At 67.3% G+C, this 18373-nt stretch carries 21 protein-coding genes; 11 read left to right on the top strand and 10 right to left on the bottom strand.

Translation table 11 applies throughout. The annotated features are described in order from the left end of the window. Nucleotides 1–47 precede the first annotated feature (47 nt). From ilvD to ACO2Q5_RS08450, 4 genes are all read left to right on the top strand, one after another. Complete coding sequence (ilvD, locus tag ACO2Q5_RS08465; RefSeq protein ID WP_423289878.1) at nt 48–1784, top strand: dihydroxy-acid dehydratase; 1737 nt, start codon at nt 48–50, stop codon at nt 1782–1784. Continuing rightward, complete coding sequence (locus tag ACO2Q5_RS08460; protein ID WP_423289876.1) at nt 1765–2349, top strand: hypothetical protein; 585 nt, start codon at nt 1765–1767, stop codon at nt 2347–2349. Before ilvD ends, ACO2Q5_RS08460 begins: the two co-directional genes overlap by 20 nt. A 109-nt stretch (nt 2350–2458) precedes the next feature. Beyond that, entirely contained in the window at nt 2459–3232 is a 774-nt protein-coding gene (locus tag ACO2Q5_RS08455) for a DUF6478 family protein (protein ID WP_423289874.1), read from the top strand. A gap of 10 nt (nt 3233–3242) precedes the next feature. Next, nucleotides 3243–3614 carry a hypothetical protein gene (locus ACO2Q5_RS08450; RefSeq protein WP_423289872.1) on the top strand — a complete coding sequence of 124 codons (372 nt, stop codon included), beginning with the start codon at nt 3243–3245 and terminating at the stop codon, nt 3612–3614. A gap of 137 nt (nt 3615–3751) precedes the next feature. Here ACO2Q5_RS08450 and ACO2Q5_RS08445 read toward each other — a convergent pair whose 3' ends face one another. The 3 genes from ACO2Q5_RS08445 to ACO2Q5_RS08435 form a co-directional block, all read right to left on the bottom strand. Next, nucleotides 3752–5281: a heme biosynthesis protein HemY gene (locus ACO2Q5_RS08445; protein ID WP_423289870.1), complete on the bottom strand. Its 1530-nt coding sequence runs from the start codon at nt 5279–5281 to the stop codon at nt 3752–3754. Between the two features lie 10 nt (nt 5282–5291). Further along, nucleotides 5292–6419: a COG4223 family protein gene (locus tag ACO2Q5_RS08440; RefSeq protein ID WP_423289868.1), complete on the bottom strand. Its 1128-nt coding sequence runs from the start codon at nt 6417–6419 to the stop codon at nt 5292–5294. A 62-nt stretch (nt 6420–6481) separates the two neighbouring features. Further along, entirely contained in the window at nt 6482–7192 is a 711-nt protein-coding gene (locus tag ACO2Q5_RS08435; protein WP_423289866.1) for a uroporphyrinogen-III synthase, read from the bottom strand. Between the two features lie 43 nt (nt 7193–7235). On the opposite strand from ACO2Q5_RS08435, the gene tsaD reads away from it, so the two are divergent. From tsaD to ACO2Q5_RS08415, 4 genes are read left to right on the top strand one after another with little or no spacing between them, the layout of a single operon-like run. After that, nucleotides 7236–8315: a tRNA (adenosine(37)-N6)-threonylcarbamoyltransferase complex transferase subunit TsaD gene (gene tsaD / locus ACO2Q5_RS08430; RefSeq protein WP_423289864.1), complete on the top strand. Its 1080-nt coding sequence runs from the start codon at nt 7236–7238 to the stop codon at nt 8313–8315. Then, nucleotides 8312–9277, top strand: coding sequence for an NAD(P)H-dependent glycerol-3-phosphate dehydrogenase (locus ACO2Q5_RS08425; protein ID WP_423289862.1), 966 nt, complete (start codon nt 8312–8314; stop codon nt 9275–9277). Before tsaD ends, ACO2Q5_RS08425 begins: the two co-directional genes overlap by 4 nt. A 4-nt stretch (nt 9278–9281) precedes the next feature. After that, nucleotides 9282–9554 carry a YciI family protein gene (locus tag ACO2Q5_RS08420; protein ID WP_423289860.1) on the top strand — a complete coding sequence of 91 codons (273 nt, stop codon included), beginning with the start codon at nt 9282–9284 and terminating at the stop codon, nt 9552–9554. Next, complete coding sequence (locus tag ACO2Q5_RS08415) at nt 9551–9970, top strand: EVE domain-containing protein (RefSeq protein ID WP_423289858.1); 420 nt, start codon at nt 9551–9553, stop codon at nt 9968–9970. Before ACO2Q5_RS08420 ends, ACO2Q5_RS08415 begins: the two co-directional genes overlap by 4 nt. Before the next feature lie 396 nt (nt 9971–10366). Here ACO2Q5_RS08415 and ACO2Q5_RS08410 read toward each other — a convergent pair whose 3' ends face one another. From ACO2Q5_RS08410 to ACO2Q5_RS08395, 4 genes are all read right to left on the bottom strand, one after another. Continuing rightward, on the bottom strand, nt 10367–11569 hold the full coding sequence (locus ACO2Q5_RS08410; protein WP_423289856.1) for an MFS transporter: 1203 nt from the start codon (nt 11567–11569) through the stop codon (nt 10367–10369). A 128-nt stretch (nt 11570–11697) separates the two neighbouring features. After that, on the bottom strand, nt 11698–12039 hold the full coding sequence (locus ACO2Q5_RS08405; protein WP_423289854.1) for a DUF2853 family protein: 342 nt from the start codon (nt 12037–12039) through the stop codon (nt 11698–11700). 153 nt (nt 12040–12192) lie between these two features. After that, on the bottom strand, nt 12193–13578 hold the full coding sequence (gene ahcY, locus ACO2Q5_RS08400) for an adenosylhomocysteinase (RefSeq protein WP_423289852.1): 1386 nt from the start codon (nt 13576–13578) through the stop codon (nt 12193–12195). 72 nt (nt 13579–13650) lie between these two features. Further along, nucleotides 13651–14106 (bottom strand): hypothetical protein, encoded by a 456-nt coding sequence (locus ACO2Q5_RS08395; protein WP_423289850.1) that lies wholly within the window; start codon nt 14104–14106, stop codon nt 13651–13653. Nucleotides 14107–14235: 129 nt separating this feature from the next. Here ACO2Q5_RS08395 and ACO2Q5_RS08390 point away from each other — a divergent pair, with 129 nt between their 5' ends. After that, nucleotides 14236–14829: an HD domain-containing protein gene (locus tag ACO2Q5_RS08390; RefSeq protein WP_423289848.1), complete on the top strand. Its 594-nt coding sequence runs from the start codon at nt 14236–14238 to the stop codon at nt 14827–14829. On the opposite strand, the gene ACO2Q5_RS08385 is transcribed toward ACO2Q5_RS08390, so the two are convergent. Genes ACO2Q5_RS08385 through ACO2Q5_RS08375 form a run of 3 tightly spaced genes read right to left on the bottom strand, consistent with a single transcriptional unit; the run spans nt 14826 to nt 17083 of the window. Further along, nucleotides 14826–15395, bottom strand: coding sequence for a Smr/MutS family protein (locus ACO2Q5_RS08385; RefSeq protein ID WP_423289846.1), 570 nt, complete (start codon nt 15393–15395; stop codon nt 14826–14828). The two genes, ACO2Q5_RS08390 and ACO2Q5_RS08385, sit on opposite strands and share 4 nt — an antisense overlap. Further along, the gene (locus tag ACO2Q5_RS08380; protein WP_423289844.1) at nt 15392–16414 is read right to left on the bottom strand and encodes a murein transglycosylase A; all 1023 of its coding nucleotides are present in this window, start codon (nt 16412–16414) and stop codon (nt 15392–15394) included. The genes ACO2Q5_RS08385 and ACO2Q5_RS08380 overlap by 4 nt, the downstream gene beginning before the upstream one ends. Before the next feature lie 9 nt (nt 16415–16423). Next, nucleotides 16424–17083: a Tim44/TimA family putative adaptor protein gene (locus ACO2Q5_RS08375; protein WP_423289842.1), complete on the bottom strand. Its 660-nt coding sequence runs from the start codon at nt 17081–17083 to the stop codon at nt 16424–16426. A gap of 115 nt (nt 17084–17198) precedes the next feature. Between ACO2Q5_RS08375 and ACO2Q5_RS08370 the strand changes: the two genes are divergently transcribed. Beyond that, nucleotides 17199–17717 (top strand): FxsA family protein, encoded by a 519-nt coding sequence (locus ACO2Q5_RS08370; protein ID WP_423289840.1) that lies wholly within the window; start codon nt 17199–17201, stop codon nt 17715–17717. 120 nt (nt 17718–17837) lie between these two features. Beyond that, nucleotides 17838–18359, top strand: coding sequence for a protein-export chaperone SecB (gene secB, locus ACO2Q5_RS08365; RefSeq protein WP_423289838.1), 522 nt, complete (start codon nt 17838–17840; stop codon nt 18357–18359). Nucleotides 18360–18373 lie beyond the last annotated feature (14 nt).

Below are 18373 nucleotides of genomic sequence, written 5' to 3'. Positions count from 1 at the left end.
CCGGGCCGCTATCCCCTTCGTGCCAGTCTTGCGGGGAGGATCAGCCCATGACCACCAACCAGCGTTTCGACAAGTCGAAACTTCCCAGCCGCCATGTGACCGAGGGCCCGGCCCGCGCGCCCCATCGCAGCTATTTCTATGCCATGGGCATCACCGAGGACGAGATTCACCAGCCCTGGGTTGGCGTGGCCACCTGCTGGAACGAAGCGGCCCCCTGCAACATCGCCCTGAACCGTCAGGCGCAGATCGTGAAGCATGGCGTGAAAAAGGGCGGCGGCACCCCGCGCGAATTCACCACGATCACCGTGACCGACGGCATCGCCATGGGGCATGAGGGCATGCGCTCCTCGCTCGCCTCGCGCGATGCGATTGCCGATACGGTGGAGCTGACGATGCGCGGCCATTGCTATGACGCGATCGTCGGCCTTGCGGGCTGCGACAAGTCGCTGCCCGGGATGATGATGGCCATGGTGCGGCTGAACGTGCCGTCGGTCTTCATCTACGGCGGGTCGATCCTGCCGGGCCGCTACAAGGGGCAGGACATCACCGTTCAGGACATGTTCGAGGCCGTCGGCAAAAATCAGGCTGGCGTCCTGTCCGAGGCGGAACTGGACATCATGGAACGGGTGGCTTGCCCGTCCTCGGGTGCCTGTGGTGCGCAATACACCGCCAACACCATGGCCTGCGTGTCCGAGGCCATCGGTCTGGCGCTGCTGAACTCCTCGGGTGCGCCTGCGCCGTATGAAAGCCGCGACCAATATGGCGAGGCTTCGGGTGTGGCGGTCATGAACCTGATCGAAAAGAACATCCGCGCCCGGGATATCGTGACGCTGAAATCGCTGCAGAATGCCGCCCGCGTGGTGGCCTGCACCGGCGGTTCGACCAATGGCGCGCTGCACCTGCCCGCCATCGCGCATGAGGCGGGGATCGACTTCGACCTGTTCGACGTGGCCGACATCTTCCACGACACGCCCTATTTCGTCGATCTGCGTCCGGGCGGCAAATACGTGGCCAAGGACCTGTATGAGGTCGGCGGCGTGCCGGTCGTCATGAAGGAACTGGCCAAGGCCGGGCTTCTGCACCTCGACTGCATCACCGCCAGCGGCAAGACACTTGGTGAAAGCCTTGAGGAAATCCGCGGTGAGGCCGATGGCCGCGTGATCTATCCGGTGGAAACGCCCCTGACCAAGACCGGTGGCGTCGTGGGCCTGAAGGGCAACCTTGCCCCCGATGGCGCCATCGTCAAGGTCGCCGGCATGACCGAGGCTGAGCAGGTCTTCACCGGTCCGGCCCGCGTCTTCGAATGCGAGGAAGAGGCGTTCGAGGCGGTCAAGGCCCGCAGCTACAAGGAGGGCGAGGTGCTCGTCATCCGCAACGAAGGCCCGGCGGGCGGCCCCGGCATGCGCGAGATGCTGGCCACCACGGCCGCGCTTTCGGGGCAGGGCATGGGCAAGAAGGTGGCGCTGATCACCGACGGTCGTTTCTCGGGTGCGACCCGTGGCTTCTGTGTGGGCCATGTCGGGCCGGAGGCCGCGCATGGCGGTCCGATCGCGCTGGTGAAGACGGGCGATATCATCACCCTGAACGCGGTGACCGGAGAGATTTCGGTGGCCGTGTCGGATGAGGATATGGCCGCACGCAAGGCCGAGTGGAAAGGTCCGCGTCAGACCGATTACAACACCGGCGCGCTGTGGAAATACGCCCGTCTTGTGGGATCGGCCCGCTATGGAGCCGTCACCCATCCCGGCGCGAAGGCGGAAAGCCATGTCTATATGGATCAATAGGGCCGCGGCCTTTCTGATCCCAGTTCTGCTGGCCGCCTGCGTCCCCGCGGGCGGCCCCGCACCGCGCGGTGCCGCGACCTTTATCGGTGGCGAAATCACCGCCGCTCCGCCCGCGGGTTATTGCGTGGACCGCAGGGCCAGCCATGATGCCGCCGAAGGCGCCGTCATCCTGATGGGTCGTTGCAGCGGCGGGTCCGATGCGGCGCCCGCGCTGATCACCGTCAGCGTCGGCGGCACCGGCTCCAGCGCGGTGATCCGCTCGGGCGCGAAGGCACTGTCCGATTATTTCCGGTCCCCCGCGGGCCGGGCGGCGCTGGCGCGGGACGGCCGGGCCTCTTCTGTTCAGGTGCAGAAGACATCCGTGGCGGACGGGGTTCTGGTGCTGCGCGTGGCCGACCGCGGCGTCGGCACCTATTGGCGCGCGATCATGGCGCTGAAGGGACGGCTCGTGACCATCTCGGTCACCGCGCCCGAGGGCGCCACGCTGGACGAAGCCGCCGGACGGCTGATCCTTGACCGCAGCGTCGCCAGCCTGCGGCGCGCAAACCCCGCAACCATCAACTAATTCTGTCGAATGCCGCACAAGGTGTTGGCATGTTAACAATTTTGCGGTGATAACGGGAATCGTTTCCGGATCAGGAACGATCCGGGGGATCGGCAAGGGCAGACAACGGATGGCGGGCCGCTTTGAAAAGGTGATGGACCGGCTGGTCTTCCGCCGGGCGCTGGCCCGCTGGGCCCGTCTGGCCGAAGAGGCGCCCGGCATGGGGCTGGAACCGCTGCGCGGGTTGCGCAGCCGCGCCCGGCAGATGCGGCGCGAACTGGACCGGGTGATCCATCAGGCCGAATACCGCCTTGCCCTGCCGGTGATCGGCAGCAATGCCATCCGCAAACCCACCGGAACCGACTGGGCCTGGCGCCCCGACATCTGGAAGGGCCAGATCCCGGTGCCCGGCATGTCCTCGGTCGCGGCACGGGCGCAGGTCTGCGAAGGGGCCACGATCTTTCATGATTGTGTCCGGTCGGAACTGACTGTCCGGCAGATCCGCAACACGCGCGAGGCGGATATCGCCCCCTTCGGCCTGCGGATGGATGTGTTCCGCTTCGACGGCTCGTTCCTGTCTCTGGTGCTGGACCTGCCGCCCGATGCCTCCGATGGCCTGCGCCTGCGCCATCTGCTGCGGGTCGATGCCATCGTCGAGATGGAGAAACCGCTGGAAATCTTCGCCCGGCTGAACATCAAGCACGGGCCGAATGTGGAACAGGTGGTGCGGGAACTGCCGTTGAATGAGGAAGAGGTGATGGTGGAATTCGACCTCGCCTATACCAAGGTCAACGAAAAGCGGATCGAAAAGCTCTGGATCGACCTGATCTTCGAGGGGCCGGAGATGAACCAGATCATCCTGCGCGACGTGACGGTCAGCCGCCGTCCACGCGCGGAACTGTAAGGGGGCGGGCATGGACACGATCAGCCTGACACAGACGCGCATCCGCGCCGGGGTGTGGGAAGGGATCCTGACCGGCGGCGGACCGCAACCTCCGAAGATCGAGGTGCTGCTTCTGGAACGCGCGCTGCCCGGCGTGACGCTGGCTCCGGTGCCGGGCCGCCCGGGGGATTACGCCCTCCGCGTGCCCATTCCGGCCGATGTCCTGAACGAGGGCGTGCAGACCTTCCTGATCCGCGCCGCCGACCAGACGCTGGCACATTTCACCATCGTCACCGGGGTGGCGATGGAGGATGACCTGCGGGCCGAGATCGACCTTTTGCGCGCCGAACTGGACATGCTGAAACGCGCCTTCCGCCGCCATTGTCTGGAGACGATGGGCTGATCCTGTCGCTCCAGACGCGGTAAGCCCTTCATCTTGGCTCAAATGTCCCAAGGGATATGCCGGTGATTTCGCCGCGGTTTCGAGAAACCGGCGGCATGGGGGGGGACACCCCCCGGCCGAAGGTGCGGCAGGGGCCGTCAGTTCACCCGCCGCAAAATCTCGTCCGGGGTCAGGCCCGGGGGCGGCAGATCCGGCTCCTGCGGTGCAGACTTGGGCGGTGCGGGTTCCGGCTCCACAACCTCTTCGGCGACGGGTTCGGCCACCGGGGCGGGCTTCTGAATCCCCAAAGCGGGCGCGAACAGCAGCGGCGCAAGTTCCGGCCGCAGCGCAGGGCGCAGGGCGTGCGGGCGGTCCGCGTCTTTCCAGACCAGCGTGTCAAACCCGTTGCAGGACGAACAGACCGGGCCCCAGCGGTCATGCGTGGCGGCACAGGCCTCGCAGCACCATTCCGGGCCGCGCGGCGCGGTCAGCGCGCGCGCCAGAAGCTCACGCACCACCTCGTCCGGGGCGCCCTGACCGCGGCGAGCAGCAGCCAGAATGGCCAGCGCGCGCTGCGTCGGGTGGTCTTCCGGCACAGCGCCAAGCGCCGCCTCAGCCGCGGTGAAATCCTCTGCCGCCAGCAGAAGTTCGGCCCGCGTCAGCCGGGTTTCTTCGTGATCCGGGCGGCGCGACAGCAGCGCGTCGAACCGGCGCAGACGTTCCGCCGGGGTTTCGGTCGGCGCGATTTCGGCAAAGGCCCCGGCCAGATCGGGGTGGGGTTGGGCCTCCCATGCCTTTTTCAGCACCCGGGTCGCCCCCTTGATATCGCCCTTGTCGATCATCGCCCGCGCGGCCAGCGTGGCGGCGGGGATCAGGTCGGGCGACAGCTTGTTCGCCTCGATCGCGGCATCGCGGGCTTCCGGCGTGCTGCCCTCATCCAGAATGGTCTTCGCCTCCTGCAAGGCCAGCAGCGCATCCCGGCGGCGATAGACGCTGCGCGGCAGTTCGCCCGTGCGCAGCTTTTCCGAAAGCGTCTGCCGCGCGCCGCGCCAGTCGCCGCCCTCTGTCTGCAGTTTCAACACGATGTCCTGCGTCTCGGAATGACGCGGTTTCAGCGCCAGCGCCCGTTCGGCCAGCTTCAGCGCGGTAGACGTATCGCCTTCGGCCAGCTTCTGCCGCATCAATCCGCGCACGGCGACGAAGCGGGTCTCCTCATGGCCCAGAAGCTGTTTCCACGCCTCGGTCGCGGTGCGGCTGTCGCCCGAGGCTTCGGCCGCCTGCGCGGTCAGAAGCGCGGTCAGTTCCGGCTTGTGCAGCAGCCGCTCGGCCGTTTTGGCCCGGGCCATGGCCAGCGTCGTCTCGCCCCCGGCCAGCGCGATCAGCCCCTCGGACAGGGCCTGATAGCCGCGGCGTTCGCGGCTGCGGTCGAAATGGCGGCTGAGGGCTGTTTCATCGCCGTTCAGGAACCGGAAGGTGGCGACCAGCAGGCCCGACAGCCGCAGGATCAGCCACATCGCCAGAAGCAGCAATGCCAGCGCGATGATCCCGGCCAGCGGGCCAAGCGTGAATTCCTGATTGAACACCCAAAGACGCAGCGTTCCCCCGGTTTCCGAAAGCGAGGCGCCGAACAGCGCCAGTGCGGCGACAATGCACAGGAAAAGGACAACCTTAGCCAAAGACCAGAGCATGGACCTCTCCTCAGGGTGCGGTCGGGGCTGCAAGGCCCGCAATGGCGGTTTCGGCGGCGACACGCGCCTCGGCCTTTGCGGTCCAGTCCGCCATGGCAGACCTGCCTTCCGGCGGTAAGGCAGCAAGTTCCGTCAGCGCGCCGGCAACGTCCCCCGCGGTCAGCTTGGCCTCGGCCCGCGACAGCACGGCATCGGGATCGTCGCCCTCTTGCGGGGTCAACGACCGGGCGCCGGTCTGGATCCGCAGGAAGGACCACAGCTGCGAGGAGACGCCGTCCCCCGCCTCGGCCCGCAAGGCGGCATCCAGCGCGCTGCGGGCGGCTTCGGGGAAACCTTCCTGCAGCGCGGCCAAGGTCGGCAGGCCGGATCCGGAATATTGCGCCAGCACGGGCGGCACCTCCGGCAGGGCCAGAACCTCCAGTGCGGCGGCATAGGGGGCGCCGCTGACGGCGGCCTCGCGCAGGGTCAGCAGAGCAGTGTCATGGGCGGCGGTCTGCCGTGCCGCCTCGGCCCGTGCCGCTTCGGCTTCGGCCTCCGAAGCCGCACGGGCATCCAGGGCCCGGGACAGTTCCTGCGCGACAAGGGCCTGCAGCGCCTCGGGATCTGCGGGCGCTGCGGCCGGTGCAGCTTTCAGCGCGTCGATTTCGGCCTGAAGCCGGGCCACCGCCTCATCGGGCAAGGGGGTGCCAGCCGGCGCAGCTTTTACCGCTTCTTCCACCGCGGCCAGCCGGGATGCCAGCTCATCGCTGCGCGGATCGGCCGCCGGTGTGGCGGCGGCGGCCTTGGCCTCTTCCACCCCGGTCTTCACCGCGGTTTCAAGGGCGGCAAAGCGGGCGTCCAGCGCGACAGGATCGACCTCGGCCCGCAGCTTCAGCAGGTTGTAATGGGACAGGGCAAAACCTGCCCCAACGGCCAAGGCCCCGCCCAGCAACAGGAGGAGCACGGACCCCGCGCCCCGGCGGACGGGTGCCTGTGGCGGGACGGGCGGAACCGGGGGCACCGGCATTTCGACTGTTTCGGTCTTGCGATCCACCGAATCCGGTTCCGGCGGAACCACGGGCGCCATCGGCACAGGTCCGTCGGACTGTGGGGTCTCGCTAGCCGGGTGGTCAGAGGCGGGGCGGTCGGAATCACTCATATCGGGTCTGCCTCTGGCCTCATGGTCTACAGGGTCAAGGTAAGGGCGGCGGGCGGGAAGGTTCAAGTCGGCAGCGCGGCAATTGTGCGGTCAATGGCTTGCAGCATTGCCGCAGCACCGGGGTGGTCTGCCACAACGCATCGCGCGGCCAGCCGTTCCGGCAAAACGCCACGGGCGTTTTCGCTGATCGCCACCAGCACGGGCGGCGGTGCATCGGCGGGCAGTTCCGCCGCGAACAACCGGGCGGAGCGGGGGGAGAACAGCGGCACGATCACCAGGTCCGCCGCGTGCAGCAGGTTCAGCGCGGCGTCGGACAGGCTTTGCGCCTCTTGCCGGTAGACCACCTGCGACACAACCCGACGCCCCGGCAACAGCGCGGCCAGATCCGCCGCCCGGTCCGCACCATGCAGGTAGAGGAGCGGCCCCGTGTCGGGCTGCGACAGGATCAACCGGGCGAGGGCCGCGGCATCGCCCCCGGCGGCCATGGCGTGAAACCCCTGCGCACGGGCCGCTTCTGCCGTGCGCTCCCCCACGCAGAAGGCGCGGGGAATCCGGGCGGCGAGTCCCGCCGCGGCCTTGGCGCCGGTCTCGGAGGTCAGGACCACTGCGGCAAAGGGCCCCTCCGGCGGGGTGCAGGGCAGCAGCACCGCCCGCATCAGCGGAGAGATCACCAGCCGCAGTCCGGGGCCGAACCGCTCCGACAGTTCCGCCGCAAAGCGGCTGGCCTGCGGTTCCGGCCGGGTGATCAGGACGGCAAAGGATTGTCTCGACATGGGCGCGATGTTACCTGCGGGGCAGCGGGGGCCACAAGCGACCATGAACCAGAGCCTGACCTTCCTTGGCATCGAATCGAGCTGCGACGACACCGCCGCCGCCGTGGTGCGCTGGTCCGACGCGGGGGCCGAGGTGCTGTCCTCGGTGGTCGAGGGGCAGGCCGCGCTGCATGCGCCCTTTGGCGGGGTGGTGCCCGAGATCGCCGCCCGCGCCCATGCCGAGCGGCTGGACCACGCGGTGGAGGCGGCACTGGCACAGGCGGGCGTTCCGCTGGCGGGGTTGGACGGCATCGCCGTGACCGCGGGGCCAGGTCTGATCGGCGGGCTTTTGTCCGGGCAGATGTTGGCGCGCGGGCTGTCGGCGGCGACGGGCGTGCCGCTCATCTCGGTCAACCACCTTGCGGGCCATGCGCTGACGCCGCGGCTGACGGATGGAATCGGCTTTCCCTATCTGATGCTGCTGGTCTCGGGCGGGCATTGCCAGTTTCTGGCGGTGGAGGGACCGGACCAGTTCCGCCGTCTGGGCAGCACGATCGACGATGCCCCGGGCGAGGCCTTTGACAAGATCGCCAAACTGCTGGCCCTGCCGCAGCCCGGCGGCCCCCATGTGGAGCGGGAGGCGGCTTTGGGCGATCCGAAACGGTTCGCCTTCCCGCGCCCGCTGCTGGACCGGCCCGGCTGCGATCTGTCGTTCAGCGGGCTGAAAACCGCCGTGCTGCGCGCGCGGGATGAGGTGATTGCACAGAACGGCGGGCTGACGGTGCAGGACCGCCGCGACCTTTGCGCGGGCTTTCAGGCGGCGGTGGCGGATGTTCTGGCGGAAAAGACCCGTCGCGCGCTGGCCGCCTTTCCGGCGCCGGTTCTGGCCGTGGCGGGGGGCGTGGCCGCCAATGTGGTGCTGCGCGAGCGGCTGCAGGTGGCTGCGGCGCAGGCGGGCGCACGGTTTCTGGCGCCCCCCTTGCGGCTTTGCACCGACAATGGCGCGATGATCGCCTGGGCCGGGATCGAACGGCACCGCGCCGCACTGCCGCCCGAGGGCGGCATGGCCGCACGATCCCGCTGGCCGCTGGACGAAAGCGCCGCGCCGCTGATCGGCCACGGTCGCCGCGGGGCCAAGGCATGAGCGGCGGTGTCATCGGCATTGCCGGGGCCGGGGCCTTTGGCACCGCCTTGGCCGTGGCGCTGGCCGCGGGCGGGCGCGAGGTGCGGCTCTGGGCGCGCGATCCGGCGCAGCGGGCGGCGATGCGGCAGGACCGCAGCTCTGCCCATCTGCCGGGGATCACCTTGCCCGAAACGGTCGGGCTGCCCGATGATCTGGAGGCGCTGGCGGCGGCCGAGGCGGTGCTGCTGGCGCTGCCGATGCAGGCCTTGCGCGGCTTCCTGTCCGGGCCGGGGCAGGCGCTGCTGGCGCAGGACCTTGTGGCTTGCTGCAAGGGGATTGACCTTGCCACCCTGCAGGGCCCCTCGGCCGTGATGCGGGCGGCGGGGGCCATGGGCGCCGTGGCGGTTCTGACCGGTCCCAGCTTTGCGGCTGACATTGCCCGCGGCTTGCCCACGGCGCTGACCTTGGCTTGCGACGGGCCGGAGGCGACGGCGCTGCAACATGCGCTGTCCACGCCGACGCTGCGGCTTTACCGGACCGAGGATGTGGCGGGGGCCGAACTGGGCGGCGCGCTGAAGAACGTGATCGCCATTGCCGCGGGGGTGGTAATGGGCGCCGGTCTGGGCGACAGCGCCCGTGCCGCGCTGATCACCCGCGGCTTCGCCGAGATGCAGCGGCTGGCCGGCGATCTGGGCGCCCGGCCCGAGACTTTGGCGGGGCTGTCGGGCTTGGGCGATCTGATCCTGACCTGCACTTCGGCCCAATCGCGCAACTATTCCCACGGTTTCGCGCTGGGGCAGGGCGGCGTGCCGCCGGTGGCCACGGTCGAAGGCGTGGCGACGGCGCAGGCTGCCGCCCGACTGGCGGCCGAGCGCGGGGTGGATCTGCCGGTGGCGTCGATGGTGGCGCGGTTGGTGGCACAGGATATTGGCGTGGCCGAAGCGGTGAGGGAACTCATGTCGCGGCCCTTGAAGCAGGAGTAAGACGATGCGTGTGGCCCTGATCTGTCTTGATAAACCCGGCCATCTTGAAATGCGTAAAGCCAACCGCGAGGCGCATCTGGCCTATCTGGCGGAAACCGGCGTGGTCGAGATGGCCGGCCCGTTTCTGGATGCCGAGGGCGGCATGTGCGGCAGCCTTCTGGTGCTGGACGTCTCCGATCTGGCCGCCGCGCAGGACTGGGCCGCGAACGACCCCTATGCCAAGGCCGGGCTTTTCGCTTCGGTCGATGTGCGGGAATGGAAGAAGGTGATCGGATGAACTACTGGCTGTTCAAATCCGAACCCGATGTCTGGGGCTGGGATCATCAGGTCGCCAAGGGCGACGAGGGTGAGGAATGGCACGGTGTCCGCAACTATCAGGCGCGGAATAACATGCGCGCCATGAAGATCGGCGACCGTGGTTTCTTTTACCATTCGAACATCGGCAAGGAAGTGGTGGGCATCGTCGAGGTCTGCCGCGAATCCTCTCCCGACAGCACGACCGACGATCCCCGCTGGGACTGCGTCTGGATCAAGGCGGTGAAACCTTTGAAACGGGGGATCAGCCTTGACGAATGCAAGGTCACCCCGGGGCTGGAGCAGATGGTTCTGGTGAACAACACCCGCCTGTCGGTGCAGCCGGTGCGCCCCGAGGAATGGGAGATCATCTGTCGTCTGGGCGGGGTGGAGCCCTGAGGGGCCGTGCGGTCTGAAGCCCTGCACAGAAGGGCCGGACGCATCAGCGGCGGATCGCCTTAGCTGTAAGAAGACCGGTCTTGCCGGGTTTCCTGACTTCGAATCCGGCGGGGAGGGGAGCGGCTGACCGGTTTCCCGCGGATGTCTGCGGGGCGGGTTCCGAACCTGTCCGCATGGGACGTGCCGCCCGACCAGATTGTCGCGCTGAAAAAAGATGGAGGGCCCCGCACCCCTACGGAACCCTCCACCACCCCACGCGCACATCCCGTGCGTCCCCGCGTGATCTGAATAGGTTCCGGGCGTCCTGCCCTGCCTGAATGTTGTAACACAAAGCGCCGCGCCCGGGCAAAGCCGTAGCGCGGCGCTTTTTAGTCGAATGCGGTTGAGTGCCGGTCGTTAATGCCGGGCGTCGGGCAGGAAGAACGCGGCCAACCCCAGAAGCGGCAGGAAGGCGCAGATCTTGTAGACGGCGATAATCCCGATCTGGTCAGCCAGCACCCCCAGCCCCGCCGCCCCGAAGGCCGCGATGCCGAAGGCCACGCCGAACATCAGCCCGGCCACCATGCCGGTGTGCTGCGGCATCAGATCCTGCGCATAGACCACCATCGCCGGGAAGGCCGAGGCCAGCACCAGCCCCGCCACCGCCGCCACGATCACCGTGGGCACCAGCGGCAGCCAGGGCAGCACCAGCGTGAAGGGCAGGATGCCAAGGATCGACCACAGGATCACCCGGCGGCGGCCGATCCGGTCACCGATGGGTCCGCCGATGATGGTGCCCGCGGCCACGGCGGCCAGGAAGATGAACAGGCAGTTCAGCGCCTGTCCTTCGGTCAGCTGGAACCGCTCCATCAGGTAGAAGGCGTAGTAGCTGGAAAAGCTGACGGAATAGAGGAATTTCGAGAAGATCAGCAGGAGAAGCATGAACATCCCGAACCGCACCACACCGGGCGGCATCGCGGTTGCATCGCGGGCGCGCGCCTTGCGGGCCAGCGCCCGTCCGGCACCGACCTGCACATACCAGCGCCCGACCACAGCCAGAAGCACCATGCCCACCATGGCCACGCCTGCGAACCATTCGATCGAGACCTGTCCACGCTCCAAGACGATCCAGGCTGCGGCCAGCGGCCCAAGGGCAGAGCCCGCATTGCCGCCCACCTGGAACACCGATTGCGCGAAACCGGGTCGCATTCCCGCGGCCAGCCGCGCGATCCGCGATGCCTCGGGGTGGAAGATGGAGGAGCCAAGGCCGATCAGCGCGACCGAGAGCAGCACCATGGCAAAGCTGGAGGCATGCGCCAGCATCACCAGACCGACCCCGGTCGAGGCCATGCCCGCCGCCAGCGCATAGGGCATGGGGCGGCGGTCGGTATAAAGCCCGACCAAAGGCTGCAGGATCGAGGCGGTGCCCTGAAAGACGAAGGTGATCAGTCCGATCTGCGTGAAGTTCAGCGCAAGGTTCTGCTTCAGCAGCGGATATGCGGCCGGAATCAGCGACTGCATCAGGTCGTTCAGGAAATGCCCTGCCGCCACGGCAAGGATGATGGGCACGACTGTGGTGTCGGGCGTGTGGGCGGGGGCAGTCTGCGGAGAAGAGGTCATGGCACCGGCCTGGACGGACATTGCCGCGGCACCATGCCGCGGCATCCGGGAAATGGCAATCTGGTGCGCCGATATTTCTGAACCGTCCGGTTCGATTCCATCGGGAAACCGAACCGGCCCGGGACAGGTCAGCCGTAGACGGCTTCCTTGCCGAAATGCTTGACCAGAAGGTAATAGAACACCGCCCGGTATTTGTTGCGCTCGGACTTGCCATAGGTTTCGACGGCGGCGTTGATGCCTTCCATCAGGGCCGGGCTGTCGGCCAGCCCCAGCTTCTTGATCAGGAAGTTGGTCTTGATCCGCTCCAGCTCTTCCTTGTCGCTGGCGGCAACGGTCTGGGCGTCGTTGTCATAGATCGCCGGACCGCAGCCGATGGTCACCTTGGTCAGCAGCGCCATATCGGGCTGCATGCCGCATTTGTCCTTCAGGTCCCCGGCATATTTGGCGATCAGTTCGTCCCGCTTGCCCATGTTGTCCTCTCCTTTGGGTTCTTTCGCTCCCCCCGCCAATGCGAGAGACGGCGGAAGCTTAGGCCAAAGGGGAGGTGAGGCAATGGGGAAAAAACGCCGCCCTTCGTCAGGGCGGCGTTTCGGAAAGATCAGTCACCGGTGCCCTGCGGGCGATCAATAGCGGTAGTGGTCCGGCTTGAACGGGCCTTCGACCTTCACGCCGATATAGGCGGCCTGATCGGATTTCAGCTCTGTCAGCTTCACGCCGATCTTCTTCAGATGCAGGCGGGCCACCTTTTCATCCAGCGCCTTGGGCAGGATATAGACGCCGGGGGCATAGTCTTCGCCCTTGGTCCAGAGTTCGATCTGCGCCAGCACCTGATTGGTGAAGCTGGCCGACATCACAAAGGACGGGTGCCCTGTGGCATTGCCAAGGTTCAGGAGGCGGCCTTCGGACAGAAGGATGATGCGGCTGCCCGAGGGCATCTCGATCATGTCCACCTGTTCCTTGATGTTGGTCCATTTGTGGTTGCGCAGCGCGGCGACCTGGATCTCGTTGTCGAAATGGCCGATGTTGCCGACGATGGCCATGTCCTTCATCTCGCGCAGATGCTCGATCCGGATGACGTCACGGTTGCCGGTGGTGGTGATGAAGATATCGGCCGTGGCCACCTCATCCTCCAGCAGGGTGACCTCATAGCCGTCCATCGCGGCCTGCAGCGCGCAGATCGGGTCCACTTCGGTGACCTTCACGCGGGCGCCCGCGCCACGCAGGGATGCGGCAGAGCCCTTGCCCACGTCGCCATAGCCGCAGACGACGGCGACCTTGCCCGCCATCATCGTATCGGTGGCGCGGCGGATGCCGTCGACCAGCGATTCCTTGCAGCCGTATTTGTTGTCGAACTTCGACTTGGTGACGCTGTCATTCACGTTGATGGCCGGGAAGGGCAGCTGGCCCTTTTTGTGCAGCTCATAAAGCCGGTGCACGCCGGTGGTGGTTTCCTCGCTGACGCCCTTGATGGCGGCGCGGGTCTTGGTGAACCAGCCGGGGCTTTCCTTCATCCGCTTCTGGATCTGCAGCTTGATGACTTCTTCTTCTTCGGATTGCGGCACCGGGATGATGTCTTCCCCCGCCTCGGCCCGCGCGCCCAGAAGCACATAAAGCGTGGCGTCACCGCCGTCGTCGAGGATCATGTTCGCGCCTTCGGGGAACATGAAGGATTTGTCGAGATAGTCCCAATGCTCGGTCAGGGTCTGGCCCTTGACGGCAAAGACTGGGATGCCGGCGGCGGCAATCGCGGCTGCTGCGTGATCCTGGGTCGAGAAGATGTTGCACGAGGCCCAGCGGACATCGGCGCCCAGAGCGACCAGCGTTTCGATCAGCGCGGCGGTCTGGATCGTCATATGCAGCGAACCGACGATCCGCGCGCCTTTCAGCGGCTGCGACGGGCCGAATTCTTCGCGGCAGGCCATCAGGCCCGGCATTTCGGTCTCTGCGATGGTCAGCTCCTTGCGGCCGAATTCCGCAAGCGCGATGTCCTTGACGATGTAATCCGCCATGTCCGGCAATGCCTCTCTTTCACGTTTCGTCAGCCCATATCACTTGGCAGGGCAGACGGCAACGAAGAGGGGTCAGCTGGCCGGGCTGTCGGCGCCATAGGCCGGCACGGGCAGGCCAAGGGCCGTTTCAAACACCTTCGCGGGTGTGGTCGCATCTGTCCAGCCGATACCCGAAGACACGATGCACGAGATACCGTCATTGCCGCGGTGCACCACCGTCCAGGTGCCCATCAGGTCAGAGGCCCAGAGTTCCATCTCCAGCCCTTCGCCCGTGGTGCGGACCTGCACCGGCTCTTCGGCGAAGTCATGGCTCAGGTTCTGGGCCATGGTGGTATGGGGTTCGCAATGGGGCTGATCCATCGCCTGCGCATCGCCTGACATCATATCGTAGACCGAGGCATCACCCCCTGCGCCATAGGCCATGATTTCGGGCTGGGGAAGAACTGCGAACCGTGCATCCAGACGGTCCGACGCTGCGAAATAGATCGACGCGATGGCGGCAAGGCCCAGAAAGGGAAGCGGGTTCATGTCAGGTCCTCCAGCGGGTTTCCTTTCGCTCTGGCAACGCTGGTTCGGCGGAAAAGGTTCCGTCTTCGGCGCTTTACAGCCGGGCCGGGGCTGCGTTATCGCCGTGGAACAGGGATGCAGGGGGCGGGAATGGCACGGCAGGCGCGGGCATGGCAGCGGATGCTTTCGGGCCGGCGGCTGGACCTTCTGGACCCGACGCCGGTGGATATCGAGATCGAGGATATCGCTCATGGGCTGGCCTTCGTCGCCCGCTGGAACGGGCAGACCCGGGGCGACTGGCCGTATTCCGTGGCGGAACATTCGCTGCTGGTCGAGGAAATCTTCCGCCGCGCCAATCCGGGCATCGCGTTGCGCTGGCAGCTGGCCGCGCTGCTGCATGATGCGCCGGAATATGTCATCGGCGACATGATCAGCCCGGTGAAATCCGCGGTCGGCCCCGCCTATGGCGAGCTGGACCGGCGGCTGAGCGCGGCAGTCCACATCCGCTTTGGCCTGCCTGCGGTGCTGCCGGTGGCGGTGAAAAAGCAGATCAAGGCCGCGGACAAGATTTCGGCCTGGCTGGAGGCGGTGCAGATCGCCGGGTTTTCGGCCTCCGAGGCGGACCGCTTCTTCGGCCGCCCCGATGCGGCGCTGGCCGCGGGCCTGACCATCCGCCTGCGCCCCCCGGCCGAGGTGCGGGCGGATTATGTCGCCCGCCATGCGGCGCTGCTGGCGGGCTGTTAGCGCCGCCGCAGATAGACATACAGCGCGCCGCCGCCGCCGTGTTTCAGGTGCGCCTCTGACACCTGCTGCACGACATGGCTGAGGGGCGGCAGGCGCAGCCAATGCGGCACCTGATGGCGCAGCGCGCCGATGGGCCGGGGCACCGGCTCATAGACCTGCTTGCCCTTGCCGGTGATGACCAGAACCAGACGCAGCCCGGCAGATTGCGCGTTCAGGAGAAAGCGGATCAGTTCGGGATGCGCCTCGGACAAGGTCATGCCGTGCAGATCAAGCCGCGCCTCGGGTGCCAGCTTGCCGCGGGTCATCCTTGCATGGGTCTTGGCATCCATCCGCAGCGGCGCGTCCGACAGGACCGGCACAAGGACATGGGCGCGGGGCGCGGCGGCGGCCTTTTCGCCCACGGAAAACGCCGCCAGCAGCGACCGCGGCGGCGGTTCGGGCGGGGCGGCGGGCGGCGGGTCGGCCTCGGGCGCACGGGGAATGCGGGGGTGCATGGGCCGGGCGGTGCGGGCCACGGCCTCCCACAGCTCGGCCTCTTCGGGGCGCAGGGTGCGGCGGCGTTTCATTCGGCAACCAGCGCGAAGGCGCGGTCGATGGGCAGAAGCAGCACCATCCGCCCGCCATCCTTCACATCGCCCGCCGCATCGCCCGCCGCATCGCCGAAGCCATAGAAGATATCCGCCCGTTGCGCGCCCTTGATGGCGCCGCCGGTGTCCTGCGCCACCATCAGCCGGGCCAAGGGGGCGCGGCCTGCCTTCTCGATCCAGACGGGGGCGCCAAGGGGCGTGAAGACCGGATCCACCGCCAGTGACCGCAAAGGCGTGATCGACCGGCCCATGGCGCCGATCGGCCCCTTGTCGGCGGGCAGGTCGTCGATCCGGCGAAAGAAGATGTAGGACGGGTTGTGGTTCAGCAGCTCCGCCCCAAGCTTCGGATTGCGGCGCACCCAATTGGCGATGGTGCCCGCCGAAACCTCATGCGCGGTGAAGATGCCACGCCGTACCAGTTCCTGCCCCACGGAACGGTAGGGATGGCCGTTCTTTCCGGCATAGCCCACCCGGATCACCGACCCGTCGGTCATCCGGATCCGGCCGGAGCCCTGAATGTGCAGGAAGAACACCTCGACCGGATCGTCCAGCCACGCAATCTCCAGCCCGCGGCCCCGCAGGGCACCTGCTTCGATGGAGGCGCGCGAATGGTAGGGCACGCCCTCGTTCAGATCCGGCGGGCGGCGGTAGATCGGCCAGGCAAAGCGCGGGGTGCGGACCGGCGATCCGTTCAGCTCCGGCTCGAAATAGCCGGTGAAGAGGGCGGGCGGCTCGCCGACGATGACCGGGCGGAAGAAGAGTTCAAAGAACGCCCGGGCCGAGGCATCGTCCTTCGGCACATCGGCGGCCAGCGCGCAGATCGGGCGCCAGTCGGGCGCGTCCAGCTGGTCGCAGGTGACCAGAAAGGCGGCCAGCGCCTCCGCCTGACCGCCTTCGGCCCATCCGGCCAATTCCGCGAAATCAAGCACCCGCGCGGGTGCGGGGGCGGCTGTCACCGCCGCCACCAGTGCCAGTGCGGACAGGAGGCGCCGCCCCATGGCACGGGATCAGTCGCCGGTGGCCACAAGCTGCCAGTTCGGATCGTCGCTGCCCATGCGGCGCGCGAAGGTCCAGACATCGCGCTGGCGCTTGACGGCCTTGGGGTCGCCCTCGACGATCTGGCCCGCGCGGTCGCGCACGACCGAGGTCAGCTCCCCCACAAAGCGCACGGTCACCTCGGCCATGCCCGAGGCGCGGTCGAAGGTGGCATCTTCCAGCGAAAGCTCTTTCAGGCCGATGAAATTCGCCTCGACCGTCAGGCCCTGCGCTTCACGCGCGTCGATGACTTCGGCGAAGCTGGCCTCCACCTCATCCGACAGGAAGGGGCGGATGCGGTCCATCTCGCCCTTTTCGAATCCCATCAGGATCATCTCATAGGCCTGACGCGCGCCCTGAAGGAAGGGCGTCACGGTGAAGGATTTCTCCACCTTCTTCATCTCGGCCAGCGCCTGTGCGGCGGGGCTGCCTTCGGGCACATGGTCGGTGATGTCGCGGTCGGACCCGCCTTCGATCACCTCGAAGTCGCGCCGCACCTGCGGGCGCACCTCTTCGACCGGGACCGAGGGCTTTTCAAACCCGTCGCGGGTGCCAAGGACCGAGCGCAGCTTCAGGATCAGGAAAATGGCGATCCCGGCCAGCACGAGAAGTTGGATCAGCGACGAATTCATCGGGGTCCCTATACGAGATGAAAGCCCGCTTGGAACGGGCGGCAAGCCCACTATGTAGGGAGGCAGGGGGCGCAAGTAAACCTTGCGGCCGAATCTCTGGGGAAGGAGTTCCGGAATGTGGCGTCTTGGGGCATTTCTGGCATGGCCCTTGGCCGAAATCGCGCTTTTCGTGCTGATCGGCGGCGAGATCGGGCTTTGGGCCACGCTGGCCTGGGTGCTTCTCAGCGGCTTTCTGGGAATGCTGATCCTGCGGCTGGAGGTCGCACGTGGCGCGGTGATGCTGCGTCAGGGTGCGCGCGGCGGGGTCGGCCTGCGCGAAGGCGCGGCCGTGGGCGGTCTGTTCCGGGCGCTGGCCGGGGTCATGCTGATCCTGCCGGGGTTTCTGACGGATGCCATCGGCCTTCTGCTCCTGCTGCCGCCGGTGCAGAAGGCGCTGTCTGCCGCAGTGATGTCGCGGGTCACCATCGTGGGGGCCGGGATGGCATCCGGCGGCCGGTCGCGTCCGGCCGGTGAGGACGTGATCGACGGCGAATGGATCGAGGTCCCGCCCGAAGCCGCCGCACGGGGCGGGCGCCCCTCGGGCTGGGTCGAGGATCAGACCGGCGACCGAAACGGCCGGGACGGACGCTACTGACCCCGGGTCAGGGTCAGGATGCCGGGCATTGAGCGCGGCCCTCCTCTCTGCTAGGCACGGACGGCAACGAAGACGGACCGTGCCCGCCCAAGGGTGCGACCGGCCAGCCCGGAGGTTCCCATGGCCGAAGAGAACGACACGCCGAACGGTGCGGCACCCGCCGCCCCCGCCGCGCCGCGGATGCAGATCCTTGCGCAATATGTGCGCGACATGAGCTTTGAGAATGTCGTGGTGCAGAAGGGGCTGACCGCCTCGGAAGTGCAGCCTGACATTCAGGTGGCCGTCAGCCTTGACGCCCGCAAGCGCACCGCCGCCGGCCAGTATGATGTGCTGACCAAGTTCAAGGTCACCTCGAAGAACAAGGTGAACGGCGAGGTGCTGTTCCTGCTGGAGCTGGAATATGGCGCCACCGTGCTGGTGGACGGCGTGCCCGAAGAGCAGCTCCACCCGTTCCTGATGATCGAGGCGCCTCGGATGCTGTTCCCCTATGTCCGCCGCATCATCTCGGACGTCACGCGCGACGGCGGCTTCCCGCCCCTGAACGTGGACAATGTGGATTTCGTCGCCCTCTACCGGCAGGAGCTGGCCCGGCGGCAGGCTGCCGCCGCCGCTTCTGCCGCGACGCCGCAAGTGGCGAACTGATCCGAAGGGCGGGG

The sequence above is a fragment of the Neotabrizicola sp. VNH66 genome, assembly GCF_049445895.1.
Taxonomy (GTDB): domain Bacteria; phylum Pseudomonadota; class Alphaproteobacteria; order Rhodobacterales; family Rhodobacteraceae; genus Pseudogemmobacter.
The sequence above is the reverse complement of the archived record's forward strand: the minus strand, read 5'-3'. Positions and strand labels throughout refer to the sequence as shown.

What these genes read in the sequence shown, in the direction of transcription:
- ACO2Q5_RS08440 (WP_423289868.1), bottom strand. Translation starts at nt 6,419, where the DNA reads ATGAGTGATTCCGACCGCCCCGCCTCTGACCACCCGGCTAGCGAGACC.
- ACO2Q5_RS08370 (WP_423289840.1), top strand. Translation starts at nt 17,199, where the DNA reads ATGTGGCGTCTTGGGGCATTTCTGGCATGGCCCTTGGCCGAAATCGCG.
- tsaD (WP_423289864.1), top strand. Translation starts at nt 7,236, where the DNA reads ATGAACCAGAGCCTGACCTTCCTTGGCATCGAATCGAGCTGCGACGAC.
- ACO2Q5_RS08460 (WP_423289876.1), top strand. Translation starts at nt 1,765, where the DNA reads ATGTCTATATGGATCAATAGGGCCGCGGCCTTTCTGATCCCAGTTCTG.
- ACO2Q5_RS08395 (WP_423289850.1), bottom strand. Translation starts at nt 14,106, where the DNA reads ATGAACCCGCTTCCCTTTCTGGGCCTTGCCGCCATCGCGTCGATCTAT.
- ACO2Q5_RS08385 (WP_423289846.1), bottom strand. Translation starts at nt 15,395, where the DNA reads ATGAAACGCCGCCGCACCCTGCGCCCCGAAGAGGCCGAGCTGTGGGAG.
- ACO2Q5_RS08420 (WP_423289860.1), top strand. Translation starts at nt 9,282, where the DNA reads ATGCGTGTGGCCCTGATCTGTCTTGATAAACCCGGCCATCTTGAAATG.
- secB (WP_423289838.1), top strand. Translation starts at nt 17,838, where the DNA reads ATGGCCGAAGAGAACGACACGCCGAACGGTGCGGCACCCGCCGCCCCC.
- ACO2Q5_RS08405 (WP_423289854.1), bottom strand. Translation starts at nt 12,039, where the DNA reads ATGGGCAAGCGGGACGAACTGATCGCCAAATATGCCGGGGACCTGAAG.
- ACO2Q5_RS08445 (WP_423289870.1), bottom strand. Translation starts at nt 5,281, where the DNA reads ATGCTCTGGTCTTTGGCTAAGGTTGTCCTTTTCCTGTGCATTGTCGCC.
- ilvD (WP_423289878.1), top strand. Translation starts at nt 48, where the DNA reads ATGACCACCAACCAGCGTTTCGACAAGTCGAAACTTCCCAGCCGCCAT.
- ACO2Q5_RS08415 (WP_423289858.1), top strand. Translation starts at nt 9,551, where the DNA reads ATGAACTACTGGCTGTTCAAATCCGAACCCGATGTCTGGGGCTGGGAT.
- ACO2Q5_RS08375 (WP_423289842.1), bottom strand. Translation starts at nt 17,083, where the DNA reads ATGAATTCGTCGCTGATCCAACTTCTCGTGCTGGCCGGGATCGCCATT.
- ACO2Q5_RS08410 (WP_423289856.1), bottom strand. Translation starts at nt 11,569, where the DNA reads ATGACCTCTTCTCCGCAGACTGCCCCCGCCCACACGCCCGACACCACA.
- ACO2Q5_RS08380 (WP_423289844.1), bottom strand. Translation starts at nt 16,414, where the DNA reads ATGGGGCGGCGCCTCCTGTCCGCACTGGCACTGGTGGCGGCGGTGACA.
- ACO2Q5_RS08455 (WP_423289874.1), top strand. Translation starts at nt 2,459, where the DNA reads ATGGCGGGCCGCTTTGAAAAGGTGATGGACCGGCTGGTCTTCCGCCGG.
- ahcY (WP_423289852.1), bottom strand. Translation starts at nt 13,578, where the DNA reads ATGGCGGATTACATCGTCAAGGACATCGCGCTTGCGGAATTCGGCCGC.
- ACO2Q5_RS08425 (WP_423289862.1), top strand. Translation starts at nt 8,312, where the DNA reads ATGAGCGGCGGTGTCATCGGCATTGCCGGGGCCGGGGCCTTTGGCACC.
- ACO2Q5_RS08450 (WP_423289872.1), top strand. Translation starts at nt 3,243, where the DNA reads ATGGACACGATCAGCCTGACACAGACGCGCATCCGCGCCGGGGTGTGG.
- ACO2Q5_RS08390 (WP_423289848.1), top strand. Translation starts at nt 14,236, where the DNA reads ATGGCACGGCAGGCGCGGGCATGGCAGCGGATGCTTTCGGGCCGGCGG.
- ACO2Q5_RS08435 (WP_423289866.1), bottom strand. Translation starts at nt 7,192, where the DNA reads ATGTCGAGACAATCCTTTGCCGTCCTGATCACCCGGCCGGAACCGCAG.